Genomic DNA, 14,606 nt, shown 5'->3' on the forward strand with positions numbered 1-14,606 from the left:
TGCCTATATCCCGAACTTGGGTAGGTAGTGGAGGATCGGGGTATCAACCAGCAATTCTCTAGACCTTGTTTTTGCTTCAGCAATCGTTTCAGGGTCTAAGTCCGCCAAAGTTTGCTCAATACCAAACTGAACCGAAGAGTTGCCTGTTTCTCTATGTAAAGCGAAGAGTACTGCCAAGCCTTCAACTGACTTGGATTCGGGGTATTGAATCCTGCCTTCCGACCCATCCGGTCCAGCGACGAGGACCAACCCATACTCAAAAAGGGCCGAAAAGTAGTCTGTTTCACCCATTCGCTCTAGCCACTCTATAGCTTCCTCCATTCGACCATCCTGCGCGTACTCAGACGCAAGTTTATGCATCGCCTTGGGGAAGCCCTGCTCTGCCGATGCCTCTAACCACTTTAATATGTCTGCGCGGCGCCCAGCTTGGGTCCAATAGAAGCCCATTTTTCGCTCATCTAACAGGCCCACAGCTAGCCAATATTGGGCGAACGGATTTCCATGTTCTGCTGCTTTTTTAGTCCAATCGAAGGCTTTAGACCTTTCACCTTTCTGCCAGTACACAGAGAACAGTTCCATCATCGCCTCACTGTCGCCAGCCTCGGCTCTAATAAGCGCAGTGTTTAGCGCTCTATCGACCCACTCCTCCCGATCATAATCACAGTCACGAAGCGTGCCACAGACACTGCTGCCCTGGGCAAGCCTCAGCATTGCATAGACATCACCGCCTTCTGCAGCCTGGCGGAAGTACTGCTCGGATTCTTTCGTAATGTAGGTGTAGTCTTGGCGAATAATATTGCCGGCATAGTAAGCCGCCTCTGCATGCCCCAACTGAGCAGCCTCTTTGAACTTAGCAAGCGCTCTGTTGGCAGAGTGTTGCTGATAAAGCGTATACCCCTCATGAAACAATTGATCAGCCCGGCCCTGGCTCGCTTCCGCCAAAGTTACAGACGCTGTGAGAAACAAAACCAGAAAAAAATGCTTTCGATATAAATCAACTAAGCCCACCATCTAAACTCCTTTCCAAATGTGAACATCAAGTTTACTGCGCACTCTCTGGTATTCTTCGTAGCGGATTTCATCTTCACGAAATTTAAGACCTCGTCCCATAAACTCATCCAGCCTCGCCACATTATTTCGCGCTACCAGGATGAGATCCCCTTCTGGCTTCTTACCGTGAGTATTCATCCGGATAACTGATTCCTCGAACTGGCGCTGTACACGATTGGGCTCAGCTCCTCGATATGATTCCGTTAATAGATCTTCCGCTTCGTTCATCCATCTAAGGCATTGCAGGATAGTCGATTGCTGCAACCTCAACATCTCCTCTTCAGATTTCGGCTCGCTCCCATCCTCTCCCTCATACGGAACAGGCTCCGACACAAGATTATGCAAAAGCGGCCCAATCGCCTCCGGCTGCAAACCACGGAACCACTCCTGATAGCTCACCGCCGTTTTACCATTTTGATCCTTTGCAGCCTCTTCCATCGCCCTATCTATCCGAAGAGCAACCATCCCCGCCCGTTCACTCTGATTGATTGAATCGAACACCTTTTGCACGAAGGTCAACTGACGGGCAGCAAAAAAGGATGCATCAAGCGCAGTGGTCAGCGACAAGTAACTAAGCATGCTTAAAAAATCGAATGCGTCCGGCGTTACCCATTCAATGTGTCGGTAATCGTTCTTGTGCAGTTCGTTTTGCACCACGGCCATCCAGTAGGATACCGTCTTAAAATCTATTTCAAACGCCAGCTTACCTTTCAGGCCAAGGCCGGTTGTCATTCCCGCATCACCAACAAACACCAACTTGCCATTTTTCATGCCCAACTGAAACGACCGGCTATAACCCACTCCCCAGCTCGCAGTAAGCCCGGCACTCAGCATCCCGACGCAGGCCCACTCCTCTACTGGGTCGTGGGCTCTCATGTAATTGACTTTTTTCCGAACCTCGTCCGGCAAGTTCCAGTACAGACTGGTTGAGGCAACCACACTCACCTGTGCTCCGGCGAAGGCATCCATTTGCCCTTCAGGCATTCCGTTATTGATCCCCGATAAGGTTAAACCTTTCCCGTTCTCAACCTCGATCCCCAGCCCGCCAGTCAGCATCACGTTGGCGCCAACATAGCCAGTGAGCTTGGCATTCAGCTCACAGTAGAATCTGCCGACATGCATTTCACCGAGGCCATTTTTAGTCTGATAACGGACTTTAAATGGACGTGCATTCTGGGGTTCCGGAAGCCGAATATCGAAAAGATCAAGATGCCCCTGCATAACCGTTAGCCTTCCACCAACGCTCGCATTGGCCAGTCCGTACTTGACTTTCATCCCGTCGCCCTGCTCTCCGTTTTCCCGTATTTTCGTTGACCCTTCCACACCGGAGTCGGGACCCGAAAATGAGGATTGCGCAGATATTTTGACGTTCGTTCGAACATAATCCGCAACATCACGGTCAATGCCACCCAAAACATAACGGGAAAACTGAGCCATGTAGCTATCATCAAACACCATGAGGTGCTTTCGCGCATCTTTCTCAAACAGGACACTTCGCAGGTTAATGCCCCATTTTTCTTTGTCTTCCTCCGATTTCAGCGCTGAAACGGAATACCTGGCTTGAACCTGGGTATAAAAGAGATCGGGGTGAAACAGCCCACGATCACTGAACCAGGCCGGATCCATATCTAATTTCTGGCATCCCAAGCCAGTCAGCACTCGTTCGAGGATCTCATCGTGCTCGGATTTCTGAGCTTTTTTCAGTGACAAAGCTATGTGTTCGGCGGTTTCCTGACTGTAGACATCATTCTCCGGGAGTGGGTGTACTCCATCAACATGCCTCACAATTCCGGGCAAGTCGTTAAGGCAGAAATGGTTCAAAACTTTATCATTGCCGATCTGAGTATATTCACGAAGCGGCATGCCTGGCTTCATTAAAACCTTGAATGGCTCGGCTGCAAAATCATCGGGGTTCCAGACAAACAATCGCACGGGTTCCATCTTTCTGGACAGTGCTTCTGTCTCCTTCTGAAACCGGTACATTCTGGCGCTGTGTGCCTCAAGCTTCTTCCGATACTGCTCAATCTCAACACTTGGAATCGGGCCGTTTCTGCCAAGCACCTTGGCCCAATCCACAACCGCATTTTCGAGATCAGACTCTACTTTCCGGTAGTCTCGCTCCATTTGATGATACTCGGATAGCTTATCCAGTCCCGTACGGATATCATCATGATTCGCCAGTACATACTCAGCCACAGCGACCCCATTGGATGCCAACTCAATGGCCTTTTCCAAGTAGGGCCCGATGTGACTGAAATGGCCATAGTACTCTTCAAGGAATTCTTCAATCTCTACCAGGTTCTCTTTGGTGGGCGACAACTGACACTCCACACTTCGGCCGTGGCCGCGGCACAGCCGCATAAACGTGTGATACTTTGCCTCGTCCGGTAGCTCATGGTTCAGAAAATCCGTTTTTGCTTTTTTGTACTCTCGCAGAAGCTGGAACACTTTCTGCTGATGGGGCGAATAAAGTGTGTTGTCCTGAACCACAAAACCCGCTGACTCAGCGGCCGAAAACCCCATATCCTGAAGCTCTTGGATACGTTTTGTGCATTTATGAATGCTTGCCCTCAGCTCTCGATGCTTCTTCGGTACATCCCGTTTTGCTGAATAGTGAGTGTTTGCGATGTCGTTGTATCTTTGCTTCGTTGCCTTTGAGGCATCTGGTGAGTTGCGCACTTCGTGGTATAGGCGCGCATACTCGTCATCAAGTTCCTTGAAAGAATCCACAAGTGCAGCCGCTTCAGACTCAAGCCGTTCCCTATCTCTTTCGGCCGCTTTCCACTCGTCTTGCAACATTCTCGGCAGGAAGGTTCTTGGATGGGCGGGCACAAAAAGGTCTGAAATCCCGATTGCCTTGAGGCCTTCTATTCGCTCGGAAACTTCTTCCGTTTTGACAATCTGCAACAAACTTGCAGAGCTTTTTTGTATGGCGTTAAGTGCATCATCGCTAAGCAACCAGAAACAGCGCTGGCCAGTGATGTAAATCAATGAAGCATAGTTGGTGCTACTACAATCACTGGTCTCAGCGCTGGTCGATTCCTGCGAACATTCATAGGAAGGCTCTGGCAATTCGATTGTATTTTCTGCACCCTTTGAGGTTTGAACATCGTCCATGATCAGCTCTTTCCGTCTTCGATAGCTTCCAGTTTCTGGTAAGCGGTTAGGTCCACTCTTTCAACAAGCGATGAATAAAAGGGGTCCGCTGGCTGACTCTTTTTCTGAATCAGGAGCCGGAGAACTTTCTCAATATCGGCTTTGGAATCCATCCCCAGAGCCTCAGCAAATGTCACCACATCGTCGACATACTTCTGCGGGCTCTCAGAGGGAGTAAATTTTCCATAGTTATCGGTAAGCGCATCGACAAACTCACGGCGGCGCCGAGCGCTAAATTCATCGATTTGGGTGTCGCGAAACTGCCACGTGAGTGCGTCAGGCCTCGCCTGCCGATCCAACTCGGTGCCTGATGATGCAGCGCACCATTGCAAACCGTTCTGCCAATACCAGGTGACGCCTGGCGGAATAAAATGCCCGTATTGTTGCGGATCAAGCACCGAAAGAAACGAGCCGAATACCCGAGGATCATAGAACCGCATCAAGTTCATTTGCGCCCCGCGCGACATGAACAGAAATTGCTGGAGCCATGCAGCCACCTCATCAAAACGCTCAGCCGGGTGCGTCAGAAAGATCCCCGGCAAGGTCTCTTTATATTTGCTAATCAGATCGTCACGAGCACCGGGCACATAGCGCAGATCAACCAGGGCCGGCCCCACTTGCCACCGCTCTTGAAAATCCGTTCCCAACAGTAACGGCCTACAGCTCCCAGGCTGTCGGGCTTCAACCTCCTCATAGATCCACTCCAGCACCGATGGATGATAGGCAAGATCCAGGATCACAAAGGGAATTCGGGATGGAAGGTCCTCGACAATGTCTGTTACCAGTCGCTCAGCCATGATCATGGACCTTACACTTACCGTCATCGTCAAGAGCACAACCGCTTACTAAGAGCACCCCCCTATCACTTGCCTTTTCAAAAGCGGAGGCAGGAGGAACTACACTTGTTATCCCCTCTACCGACCACTGCCCGGAGGCCACGGAGGAACGTGTATCAGACAAAGCCAGTGTATCCGGATCACTACCATCGGCAGCCACCTCGGAGAGCGTTGACGGCAGCTCCGGGTTAACCGGCCCAACCCCACTACCACTCCCAGGCCCACCCCCGGAGTTCATCCGCACCAGCGGCCCGGAAATGGTCACCCCACTCGGGTCCACCTTCACAAAGCTGCCACCGGCCTTCAGTGTCACCTCAGCGCCGGCTTCAATCACGATTTTCATACCGGCCTTGTGGTGGATTTCCGTGCCGGCTTCCACCAGCTGGTTCTTGCCCTGCTTGCTGTGGTGGCTGCCGTTTACGGTCAAGCTGTAGTCGGCGCCGATGCGTTCGCGGTGTTCGCCTTCGGTGGTGTGGTGGCTGTTGCCTTTGGTATGGCTGAAGCGGTTGTTTTCCACCGTCAGGTGGCTGTCGTTCTTGATGACTTCGGTGCGGTTGTTCTCGGTCAGAAGGTCCAGGTCTTTCTGGGCATGGACGTAGATCTGTTCTTGGTCCGCTTCGTCTTCGAAGCGCAGTTCGTTGCTGCCCTCACCCTTGTGGGTTTTGGTTTTTAATGTGGTCCGGGTTTTGTGTTCCGGCAGCGCGTACGGCGGTGTGTTGGTGGCGTGGTAGGTTCTTCCGGTAATGATCGGCTGGTCCGGGTCGCCGTCCAGGAAGGAGACAATCACTTCGTTGCCGATTCTAGGCAAAGCCATGAAACCGTACTGGCCGCCGGCCCAGCCCTGGGCTACGCGTAGCCAGGCGCTGGAGTGTTCGTCGTTCTTTGAATAGCGGTCCCAGGGGAATCTCACTTTCACCCGGCCATACTGGTCACAGTGGATCTCTTCACCTTCGGGGCCGGTGACGATGGCCATCTGAGGGCCATCCATCATGGGTTTGTGTTCACACAGGGGCCGCCAGGTTTTGTCCGCCGGGATGGCGGTGAAGTCGTTGTGGTAGCTGGTGGGTTCGCTGCCACCCTCTTCTTCCATAGCCTGGGGCTGTTTGCCGGTGTGGGTGATGGCGGTCAGCAGCCATTCCCGGTTCAGGCTCTGGCTGTCGTGTTCCTGCAGCTCGACTTTGGCACCCACGGTGAAGTCGGGGCGATTGCTTTCGCCCTTGGCCAGGCTGGCGTCGTTTCTGAGGGCGTCAAGTCTGGCCTGGGTGAAGGGCTGGCCACTGGCGTCGGCTTTGTAACGGCCTGGGTAATCGTAGTGTTGATAATCTTCGCGGTGGTTCGGGCTGCCGGCGCTTTGTTCGTGCATCAGGGCGTAAGCGGGGTTTTTGAAGGTGTAGTCCTTCAGGGCCACGGAGGCGGCTTTGATGCGCTCTTCGTAGGCGAAGCTGAACACGCAGGCCTGTTTGCTGCTGCCGCCGGCCTGGGTGTTGCAGGGCACCGGGTCCAGTTTCGGGGCGTCGCCGTGGTGGTCGGCAATGATTAACGCCGGTTGTTCTTCGCCGTCCACGCTGCCGTGCTGGTAGCGGTAGTGCCAGCCTTCTTCGGCGGCCAGGCGGTTGATGAACTGCAGGTCGCTTTCCCGGTGTTGGACGCAGTATTCCCGTTCTTCCGGGGGGCGTTTGAAGTCAAAGACCGTATCAATGATGCCCCGCTCTTCGAGCAGGGTGCGCACGATGGCATCGGTGGTCTGGGTCTGGAAGATGCGGCTGTTGTGCATCAGGCCCAGGCGCCAGGCCGGGGGCTGGATGACCACTTCATAGGCGGTGCGGCGGTGGCCGGTGTTGCCGCGGACGAATTCATTGACCACGCCGGTAAAGCGCCGCAGGGGTTGGCCGTCTTGCCACACCACCAGGTCTACCGGCTGTTCCAGGATATCCGCCGCCTGCACGTCTGGGTCAGTACTGGCCAGATGCACTCGGCCCTGAAACAGCTGGGAAAGGCTTTCGGTCAGCACGAAGCTGACGACAACGAAGTGATCTGAGGGGAATTCGCCTACACGGGCGGTGAACTGCAATCCGCTTGCCTGGGGCATGACTTCGGTCCCTGAAGATTAATGATGAACTGCTTACTCGTCCTGAGCGTGCATGAGTATAACCAGTGTGGATTGTAAGGCCAACCTTGCATCTGCCCACATCTGCGACTTTTGTTGAACTCTGTGAACGGTTACTCTTGTCCCAATGCCTACAACAAGAGAGCAACCATGGCTATGTACACCATTGAAATCAATGAGACTTTTAATGTCCCTCGCAAAAAGGTATTCGCCCTGTTTGCAGATCACCAGCGTTTCGGAAAAATGCTTGGCGCACCGGTCAAACGGATCAAAGACAGTGACCAGGCAGACCCGAACGGCCTGGGCTCTGTGCGCAAGATCGGCATTGGCCCCCTCTCACTGGAGGAAACCGTACTGAACTTCGAGCCCGATACGCTGATTGAGTACGCCATCACCAGCATGAGCCCGATCAAGAACCATCTGGGCAGGATTCGCTTTTCGGAGACTCCGGATGGCCAAACCCAGCTCAACTACACCATCACCTTTGAAGACATAGTGCCGTTTTCCGGGAAGGTGGTCAGCGTTGCTCTGGAGCAGGGCCTGCGCCGAGGGATCAAGCGGGTCCCCAAGCTGGCCTGATGCCATGAGAGCCCCGGCCCGGGCAGCCGGTGTGACAAACCGTTACTTGATGAATATCAGATAATTGACCTGAGGCAACACTTCACATTTGTCAATTCTGTAACCTCCCGCGCAACTTGCAATATCCGGCCATCAGGGGGCCTGACCGGGCTTCCTGATGGCACAACCAATCCTCTGCGGGAGAGCGAAATGGCGGCTGAACCGATTGTGCTTTTCGACAACGGACACCACAAGTGCCTGATGTTTGATTCACTGGTGACTGGCGAAGGCGTCCAGTCGAACCAGTTCCTGGTTGTCGATGGCAAACATGAAGCCCTGATTGATCCCGGCGGAGACCTCACTTACACGCCGCTCTCGGTAGCTGCTTCGAAGTATATGAACATCCGCGATATGGATTATGTTTTTGCGTCTCACCAGGACCCAGACATCATCGGCGCCATCGATCGCTGGATTGTTCACACTCGCGCCAAGATTGTGACTTCCAAGCTGTGGGCCAGATTCCTGCCGCATCTGGTGTCCAGTTATGTCACCAATCAGCTCAGCGGAAGCGTTTACGACCGCATCGTCAGCATTCCTGATGGCGGCGCTAACGTCCGGTTCGGTGACAGCTACCTTCAGTGCCTGCCTGCGCACTTCATGCACTCCGTGGGCAACCTGCAGTTCTATGATCCGGTCTCCAAGATCCTGTTCTCAGGCGATCTTGGCGCCTCTATGGGTGGTGAAGATGACCACGAGCCGGTCAAGGATTTCGACAAGCACATCCCCAACATGATCGGTTTCCATCGGCGCTACATCGCCTCCAAGAAGGTGTGCGGCCTTTGGGCCAATATGGTTCGCGGCATGGATGTGGCTATGATCGTGCCCCAGCACGGCAAGCGTTTCGAGGGACCAGTGATGGTCGACCGCTTCCTGAACTGGGTCAGCGAGATGGACTGCGGAATTGATCTGGTTTCACAGGATAACTACCGGCAGCCGGTGGAATACGTCTGATTCGCTCTGTTTATCGTTCCGTGAATCACGGCTGGCGCACAGCCCGTGCTCGTGCCAGCCATTCATCGGCCAGATTCTCGTCTTTGGGCACACCCAGGCCCTGGCGATAGGCACTGGCCACTTCCTCCATGCCGATGGCGTCTCCGGCTTGAGCTGCTTCCAGATACCACTCGAATGCCTTTTCCAGGCTCTTCTCAGTTCCTAGGCCGGCGGCATACATGTTGGCCACATTCAGCATGCCCTGGCTGTTGCCCCGCTCAGCCAGCTCGCAGTAACGATCAAACGCTTCGTCGTATTGCCCCATTTTGTATACAGCATAGGCCTGCAACGCCTTGACCATATCCCGGGCTATGCGGGTTTGTTCATCATTTTCCTGGGCACTGATCCCCGTAACGGGTGCCAAGGCCATGACAATAACCAGTAAAACCGTTGGCCGGACAACGTTCATAGCGAAACTCCACCGAGACTGATACACCATGACACGCTAACAGCCGGTGCCCACCACGTCGCCGCTACCAAAGCATCATTCAACTGGTACCTTCGAACCACCAGCCAGCAAAATAGGCTGTCACCGAGGCCGCTAGTTGAGTAAAATCCGTCCTTTTACCGAGAGCACGAGAGGCACCACAGATGGGCAGAGCCTACCAGAACCGCAAAGAATCCATGGCCAAGACGGCCGCGGCAAAAACCAAGGTCTACAGCAAGTACGGCCGGGAAATCTACATGAGCGCCAAGTCTGGCGGCACAGATCCCCAGGCCAACCTGTCGCTTCGCGGACTCATTGAGCGGGCAAAGAAAGACCAGGTTCCCGCACACGTGATTGAAAAAGCCATCGACAAAGCCAAGGGTGGCGCGGGCGAAGATTACTCCCCGGCTCGTTACGAGGGTTACGGCCCCGGCAACTGCATGGTGATTGTCGACTGCCTGACCGACAACCCCAACCGCACTTTCGGCGATGTGCGCCTGGCCTTCACCAAAACCAAGTGCAAAATCGGCACCCCTGGTGTTGTGGCACACATGTTTGACCATTGCGCCATTTTCGCCTTTTCCGGCCAGGATGAAGAGGCCGTTCTGGAAGCACTGATGGAAGCCGATGTCGATGTAACCGACATCGAAAACGAAGATGGCAAGATCACGGTCTTTGCCCCCAACACCGAATACGCCAAAGCCAAACAGGCCCTGGAATCGGCGTTTGAAGGCATCGAGTTTGATGTTGACGAAATCCAGTTCCTGCCCAAAACCACCACCGTGGTGGAAGGCGACGATATTCCGATGTTCGAGAAGTTCCTCGACATGCTGAACGATCTGGACGACGTTCAGAACGTGTTCCACAACGCGGAACTCCCGGAAGAGTCATAAGAGTTGGAGCTGGCTATGGCTGGAACACAAACACCCCACAAAGCCCGCGTGGTGATCCTGAAAACCGGGTCTACCTACCCTCAGATCAGGGATCAGTTCGGGGACTTTGATGTCTGGTTTGCGCGGGCACTTTCCAGCCATTTAGAACTCACGATTGCAGACGTCACTCAAGCACCGCCGCCCGGGCAACCTGGCGACTGGCAAGGCATCGTCATTACGGGTTCACCGGCGATGGTGAGCGAGCGTGCGGCCTGGAGTGAAACGACGGCAGCGTGGGTTCGGCAAGCGGTTGAAGCGGGCGTCCCGCTTCTGGGCGTGTGTTATGGGCATCAATTATTGGCCCACGCGCTTGGCGGCAAAGTGGATTATCACCCTGACGGCCGGGAGACCGGTACCCAGTCGGTTACCCTGTTTGACAGCGCCCAGCACGACCCACTGTTCAGCCAGCTGCCGAAACAGTTCCCGGCCCAACTGACCCACAAGCAGTCAGTAATAGAACTGCCACCGGGCGCTGTGCTTCTGGGCCGCTCCACCTTTGAACCCCATCAGGCCTTCCGGGTTGGCAAGAATGCCTGGGGCGTTCAGTTTCATCCGGAATTCGACGAACAGATCATGAAAGCCTACCTGGAAGTCCAATACCCTGATCTTGAGTCCGAAGGCCTGGACGCAAACGCTTTGCTGAGTTCCGTTCAGCCAGCACCCGAGGCCAGCCAATTGCTCCGGCTTTTCGCCGATTGGGTGATCAATCAGCAGCACTGAACCAGCCACCCATGCCCATTCGATGGAACGAACCCACCATGATCCTCAAGTTCATTGTCGGCGTTGTCCTGCTCAGCCTGATCGGCCTTGGCCTATGGCATTCTTTCAAACCACTTCCACCCGGCATTCGCTATCAAGGCGATGCGGCACCGCTGGAAGACGCTGAACTGCTGACAGACACTACCCGACATTTCAGTGACGGGCAATCAACGCTGGATCATGAGATATTCGACGAAATCTTCCGCCTGATCGAACAGGCCGAAACCTTTATCTTGTTGGACATGTTTCTGTTCAACAGCACCGGCCCCGAGGACATCCACCTTCGCCCCCTGGCCGAGCAGCTCACCCAGGCTTTGCTTGAGCGTAAGAATGCTCAACCAGACATGGATATTGTTCTGATTTCAGACCCCTTGAACACCTTTTACGGGGGCACCCACTCACCTCACTTTGATACGCTGTCTGCCGCTGGCATTGAGGTTGTTGTCACTGATCTCGAACCGCTGCGCGACAGCAATCCCGCGTGGTCATCCCTGTGGCGATTGTGTTGCCGGTGGCTGGGCAACAACCCGGATGGTGGCTGGCTGCCCAATGCCCTTGGCAACCAACCCGCCACCATCCGAAGCTACCTGGCGCTACCGAATTTCAAAGCCAATCACCGGAAGCTTCTGGTGGCCGACGAAGGCGACCGGTTGCGGGCGGTTGTCACCTCCGCAAACCCCCACAATGGCAGCAGCCGGCACAGCAATATCGGGCTGGCCTTCAGTGGCCCCGCGGTTCTGGATGTTATCCGAAGCGAACAGGCGGTTATCCGTATGTCCGGTGCCGACAGCAGCACACTCGAGCGCTGGCTGGAACGGATGACTCAAGATAGCCAGCTGCCCGACCATTCACAGGGCACCCTCAAGCTTCTGACCGAATCCGCCATCCGGGACGCTGCTCTGGATATGATCAATCGAAGCCAGCCGGGGGAGCAGTTAGACATGGCCATGTTCTATCTTTCCCACCGTCCCATCATCAACGGGCTGCTGGAAGCGCAACGCAGGGGCGTCGAAATCCGCCTTCTGCTGGATGCCAACAAAGATGCCTTTGGCCACGAGAAGAACGGCATTCCCAACCGACCTGTTGCCCGTGAGCTGCACGAGGCCGGCATTCCGGTGCGCTGGTGCAACACCCGGGGCGAGCAGTGCCACAGCAAACTTGTCATCTACCGTGGGCAGAATGAGCAAATCGAACTGCTGCTGGGCTCCGCCAACTTTACCCGTCGTAATCTGGATGACCTGAACCTGGAATCCAACGTGTGGCTGGCCGTGCAACAGGATGACCCTGTCGCGCAGAAGGCCAACGCCTTCTTTGACGACTACTGGACACACGGCCCAGACAACGAGCAGGCCCTGAGTCTGCCCTATTCAGCCTGGGCCGATCACTCCAGGCGCAAATACTGGCAATACCGGATTATGGAAGCCACGGGACTCTCCACATTCTGAGCTTTAGCATGAAAGCGTGAACGTTTTGTATGTTGAATCAGTACACATTCCCATCTAAGGTTTTTCGATAACCCAAGAACCAAGGAGTCTGATATGAACAGCCTGAGACGTCACATGAAGCAGCTTTCCCTGATCATGGTCATCTTGATGTCGTTCGCAACCACCTTCTCCGTCTCGGCCCATGCCGGCATGGTGGGCACAGGCGAGCTGATTCAGCAGCAACAGACGGACCTTGACCGCCAACAACTGCTGGACATGCTCGAAGACCAGAACGTGCAGGACAAACTGGCCCAGATGGGTGTCAGCGAAGCTCAGGTTGCCGAACGTATCCAAAACCTGACACCGGCTGAACTGGCAGACTTCGAGCAACAACTGGCTGAGGCACCCGCCGGGGAAGGCGTTGTTGGCGTTATCGTGCTGTTCCTTCTGGTATTCATCATCACTGACATGCTGTGTGCCACGAACCTGTTCTCCTTCATCAATTGCATTCGTTGACACCTTCCGCCCCCGCCAACAAGCCCGGCCTTGCCGGCAGGTTTGCAGCCCTTCTGGGGCTGATCCTGCTGGCAGGCTGTGCCAGCACACCGCCCTGGCCAGAAACACCAGCCCCCGCGCCACAAGGCGATACGGTGCTGGACCAGGCGTTGCTGGATCATGTCCCTTTCTATCCTCAGGAAAAGTACCAGTGTGGGCCGGCCTCATTGGCAACCATGCTGAACACACAGGGCCTGGCAACGGACCCTGAAATCCTGAAAGAACTGGTTTACCTGCCCGGCCGCCAGGGTTCACTGCAAGTTGAAATGGTCGCTGGCGCCCGTTCCCACGACATGGTGGTGTATCCACTGAAGCCCAACCTTGAGGCAGTGCTTGGCGAGGTGAATGCAGGCAACCCCGTTCTGATCATGCAGAACCTGAGGTTCAATTGGTGGCCACAGTGGCACTTTGCGGTAGTGGTGGGCTACGACAGTGAAGAGGAAGTCCTGATACTGAACACAGACACCCGGCGCCATTACCGGATGCCCTACAAGGTGTTTCACGCCACCTGGAACCGGGCAGACCGATGGGCGGTGGTCATTCTGCCGCCTGATTCACTACCAGCGACAGCGGAAACCCTGCCCTATCTGCGAGCGGCCCACGATCTGGAAAGCACCGGGCACACCCGGGCCGCTCAGCAAGCCTATCAGGCCGCCGAACAGCAATGGCCAGACCAACCCGCACCGATCATGGCCCAGGGCAACCTGGCTTACGACCAGGGCAACGCCGAGGGCGCGGCATCACACTTCCTGCGCGCCGTTAACCGCTTTCCTGGCTTCTCGGAGGGCTGGAATAACCTGGCTTACGCCTTGAACGCCCGGTCTTGCCCAGAGCAGGCCAGCAAGGCTCTGGCCTGCGCGGCAAACCTGAACCCGGACCGTTTTGGCCAGGCGCCGGAGCTGCCAAAGGGCGAAACCGGGGGCAGCCGAAGCTCGTGCCCGCCGATACCGGATTGCCCCGCTGACACGAGACAGCGCTAGCCCGGTTTGCGAATCAGCACCACGTCTTTACGAGGCACTTCATACTGCCAACCGTAGTGGCCAGCCAGCCAGGCGAACGTCTGTTCCCGATAGAACACCACGTGGGTTGGGTCGCGCCGATAGTGCCATTGATCAAACCGATCATCGTCGGTCTGGAAGCACGTCATAATCCCGAGCCAGCCTTCCGGCCTTAGTAGTGCATCCAGTTGCCTGAACACCTCAGCCGGGTGGTGAAGGTGCTCTACCACCTCGGTACAGGTGATGAAATCGTACTGTTGCTCAAGAGCCGACCCGGCAGGGTGAAAGAACGGATCGTACAGCGCCATGTCAAAACCCGCTTCCCGCATCATGTCCGCAAGCGCCGGCCCTGGCCCACAGCCGAAGTCCAGCCCCCGGGCACCATCAGCCAGCTTCGCCAACAGGGGCTCTGACAGCTTCGACAGAAACCGGCGATAGCCGGCGTCCCCGGTGTCATTGTTATGCAGCGCGTATACGGCGCGCTCCTCATCTGCCGTCAGGTGACACTCAGGCGCCATGACCGTTGCCAGGCATTGCCCGCAGCGCAGGTAGCGTTTCTCCATAACCGTGCGAAACGTCTGCAAAGTGCCCGAATCACACACCGGGCACAGGAGCCGGCCGCCATCACCCTCTACCATTTTGGCAATTCCCAACCTGTCGAAAGTTTCATTGTCATATCCGGCCATGAAACCAGTTTGTGACCAGCTGCCGGAAAACCACTCCCTTACGGTGCCTATACTGGCGCCTGAAGCAG

At 55.3% G+C, this 14,606-nt stretch carries 13 protein-coding genes; 7 read left to right on the forward strand and 6 right to left on the reverse strand.

Annotated elements, in window-relative coordinates; all coding sequences use genetic code 11:
• Positions 1–3: 3 nt before the first annotated feature.
• Genes ACZ5Q2_RS17625 through ACZ5Q2_RS17640 form a run of 4 tightly spaced genes read right to left on the reverse strand, consistent with a single transcriptional unit; the run spans position 4 to position 7,131 of the window.
• Positions 4–1,011, reverse strand: a complete 1,008-nt coding sequence (locus ACZ5Q2_RS17625) for a tetratricopeptide repeat protein (protein ID WP_061333321.1) — start codon at positions 1,009–1,011, stop codon at positions 4–6.
• A complete protein-coding gene (locus tag ACZ5Q2_RS17630; RefSeq protein ID WP_061333322.1) occupies positions 1,012–4,167 on the reverse strand; it encodes a hypothetical protein in 3,156 nt (1,051 codons plus the stop codon).
• Between the two features lie 2 nt (positions 4,168–4,169).
• The gene (locus ACZ5Q2_RS17635) at positions 4,170–5,003 is read right to left on the reverse strand and encodes a DUF4123 domain-containing protein (protein ID WP_061333323.1); all 834 of its coding nucleotides are present in this window, start codon (positions 5,001–5,003) and stop codon (positions 4,170–4,172) included.
• On the reverse strand, positions 4,996–7,131 hold the full coding sequence (locus tag ACZ5Q2_RS17640) for a type VI secretion system Vgr family protein (RefSeq protein WP_432210625.1): 2,136 nt from the start codon (positions 7,129–7,131) through the stop codon (positions 4,996–4,998). Before ACZ5Q2_RS17640 ends, ACZ5Q2_RS17635 begins: the two co-directional genes overlap by 8 nt.
• Before the next feature lie 168 nt (positions 7,132–7,299).
• On the opposite strand from ACZ5Q2_RS17640, the gene ACZ5Q2_RS17645 reads away from it, so the two are divergent.
• Both ACZ5Q2_RS17645 and ACZ5Q2_RS17650 read left to right on the forward strand, forming a co-directional pair.
• Positions 7,300–7,728, forward strand: coding sequence for an SRPBCC family protein (locus ACZ5Q2_RS17645; RefSeq protein ID WP_058091690.1), 429 nt, complete (start codon positions 7,300–7,302; stop codon positions 7,726–7,728).
• Positions 7,729–7,917: 189 nt separating this feature from the next.
• Positions 7,918–8,718, forward strand: a complete 801-nt coding sequence (locus ACZ5Q2_RS17650; RefSeq protein WP_058091691.1) for an oxygen-binding di-iron domain-containing protein — start codon at positions 7,918–7,920, stop codon at positions 8,716–8,718.
• A 25-nt stretch (positions 8,719–8,743) separates the two neighbouring features.
• Here ACZ5Q2_RS17650 and ACZ5Q2_RS17655 read toward each other — a convergent pair whose 3' ends face one another.
• Positions 8,744–9,166 (reverse strand): tetratricopeptide repeat protein, encoded by a 423-nt coding sequence (locus ACZ5Q2_RS17655; RefSeq protein ID WP_061333325.1) that lies wholly within the window; start codon positions 9,164–9,166, stop codon positions 8,744–8,746.
• Between the two features lie 182 nt (positions 9,167–9,348).
• Between ACZ5Q2_RS17655 and ACZ5Q2_RS17660 the strand changes: the two genes are divergently transcribed.
• From ACZ5Q2_RS17660 to ACZ5Q2_RS17680, 5 genes are all read left to right on the forward strand, one after another.
• On the forward strand, positions 9,349–10,077 hold the full coding sequence (locus tag ACZ5Q2_RS17660; RefSeq protein WP_058091693.1) for a YebC/PmpR family DNA-binding transcriptional regulator: 729 nt from the start codon (positions 9,349–9,351) through the stop codon (positions 10,075–10,077).
• Positions 10,078–10,092: 15 nt separating this feature from the next.
• Complete coding sequence (locus ACZ5Q2_RS17665) at positions 10,093–10,836, forward strand: glutamine amidotransferase (RefSeq protein ID WP_061333326.1); 744 nt, start codon at positions 10,093–10,095, stop codon at positions 10,834–10,836.
• Positions 10,837–10,847: 11 nt separating this feature from the next.
• On the forward strand, positions 10,848–12,320 hold the full coding sequence (locus ACZ5Q2_RS17670) for a phospholipase D family protein (RefSeq protein ID WP_230713605.1): 1,473 nt from the start codon (positions 10,848–10,850) through the stop codon (positions 12,318–12,320).
• A 135-nt stretch (positions 12,321–12,455) separates the two neighbouring features.
• A complete protein-coding gene (locus tag ACZ5Q2_RS17675) occupies positions 12,456–12,815 on the forward strand; it encodes a PA2779 family protein (protein ID WP_227510261.1) in 360 nt (119 codons plus the stop codon).
• Entirely contained in the window at positions 12,812–13,834 is a 1,023-nt protein-coding gene (locus tag ACZ5Q2_RS17680; protein WP_082780624.1) for a PA2778 family cysteine peptidase, read from the forward strand. The genes ACZ5Q2_RS17675 and ACZ5Q2_RS17680 overlap by 4 nt, the downstream gene beginning before the upstream one ends.
• Here the strand turns inward: ACZ5Q2_RS17680 and ACZ5Q2_RS17685 are convergent.
• Positions 13,831–14,490, reverse strand: a complete 660-nt coding sequence (locus ACZ5Q2_RS17685; RefSeq protein WP_061333366.1) for a class I SAM-dependent methyltransferase — start codon at positions 14,488–14,490, stop codon at positions 13,831–13,833. The genes ACZ5Q2_RS17680 and ACZ5Q2_RS17685 overlap by 4 nt on opposite strands.
• Between the last annotated feature and the right edge of the window lie 116 nt (positions 14,491–14,606).

This window comes from Marinobacter alkaliphilus (genome assembly GCF_055394375.1).

Bases quoted from the DNA above. Each gene is read 5' to 3' on its own strand.
- ACZ5Q2_RS17625 (WP_061333321.1), bottom strand. From the start codon at position 1,011: ATGGTGGGCTTAGTTGATTTATATCGAAAGCATTTTTTTCTGGTTTTG.
- ACZ5Q2_RS17630 (WP_061333322.1), bottom strand. From the start codon at position 4,167: ATGGACGATGTTCAAACCTCAAAGGGTGCAGAAAATACAATCGAATTG.
- ACZ5Q2_RS17635 (WP_061333323.1), bottom strand. From the start codon at position 5,003: ATGGCTGAGCGACTGGTAACAGACATTGTCGAGGACCTTCCATCCCGA.
- ACZ5Q2_RS17640 (WP_432210625.1), bottom strand. From the start codon at position 7,131: ATGCCCCAGGCAAGCGGATTGCAGTTCACCGCCCGTGTAGGCGAATTC.
- ACZ5Q2_RS17645 (WP_058091690.1), top strand. From the start codon at position 7,300: ATGGCTATGTACACCATTGAAATCAATGAGACTTTTAATGTCCCTCGC.
- ACZ5Q2_RS17650 (WP_058091691.1), top strand. From the start codon at position 7,918: ATGGCGGCTGAACCGATTGTGCTTTTCGACAACGGACACCACAAGTGC.
- ACZ5Q2_RS17655 (WP_061333325.1), bottom strand. From the start codon at position 9,166: ATGAACGTTGTCCGGCCAACGGTTTTACTGGTTATTGTCATGGCCTTG.
- ACZ5Q2_RS17660 (WP_058091693.1), top strand. From the start codon at position 9,349: ATGGGCAGAGCCTACCAGAACCGCAAAGAATCCATGGCCAAGACGGCC.
- ACZ5Q2_RS17665 (WP_061333326.1), top strand. From the start codon at position 10,093: ATGGCTGGAACACAAACACCCCACAAAGCCCGCGTGGTGATCCTGAAA.
- ACZ5Q2_RS17670 (WP_230713605.1), top strand. From the start codon at position 10,848: ATGCCCATTCGATGGAACGAACCCACCATGATCCTCAAGTTCATTGTC.
- ACZ5Q2_RS17675 (WP_227510261.1), top strand. From the start codon at position 12,456: ATGGTCATCTTGATGTCGTTCGCAACCACCTTCTCCGTCTCGGCCCAT.
- ACZ5Q2_RS17685 (WP_061333366.1), bottom strand. From the start codon at position 14,490: ATGGTAGAGGGTGATGGCGGCCGGCTCCTGTGCCCGGTGTGTGATTCG.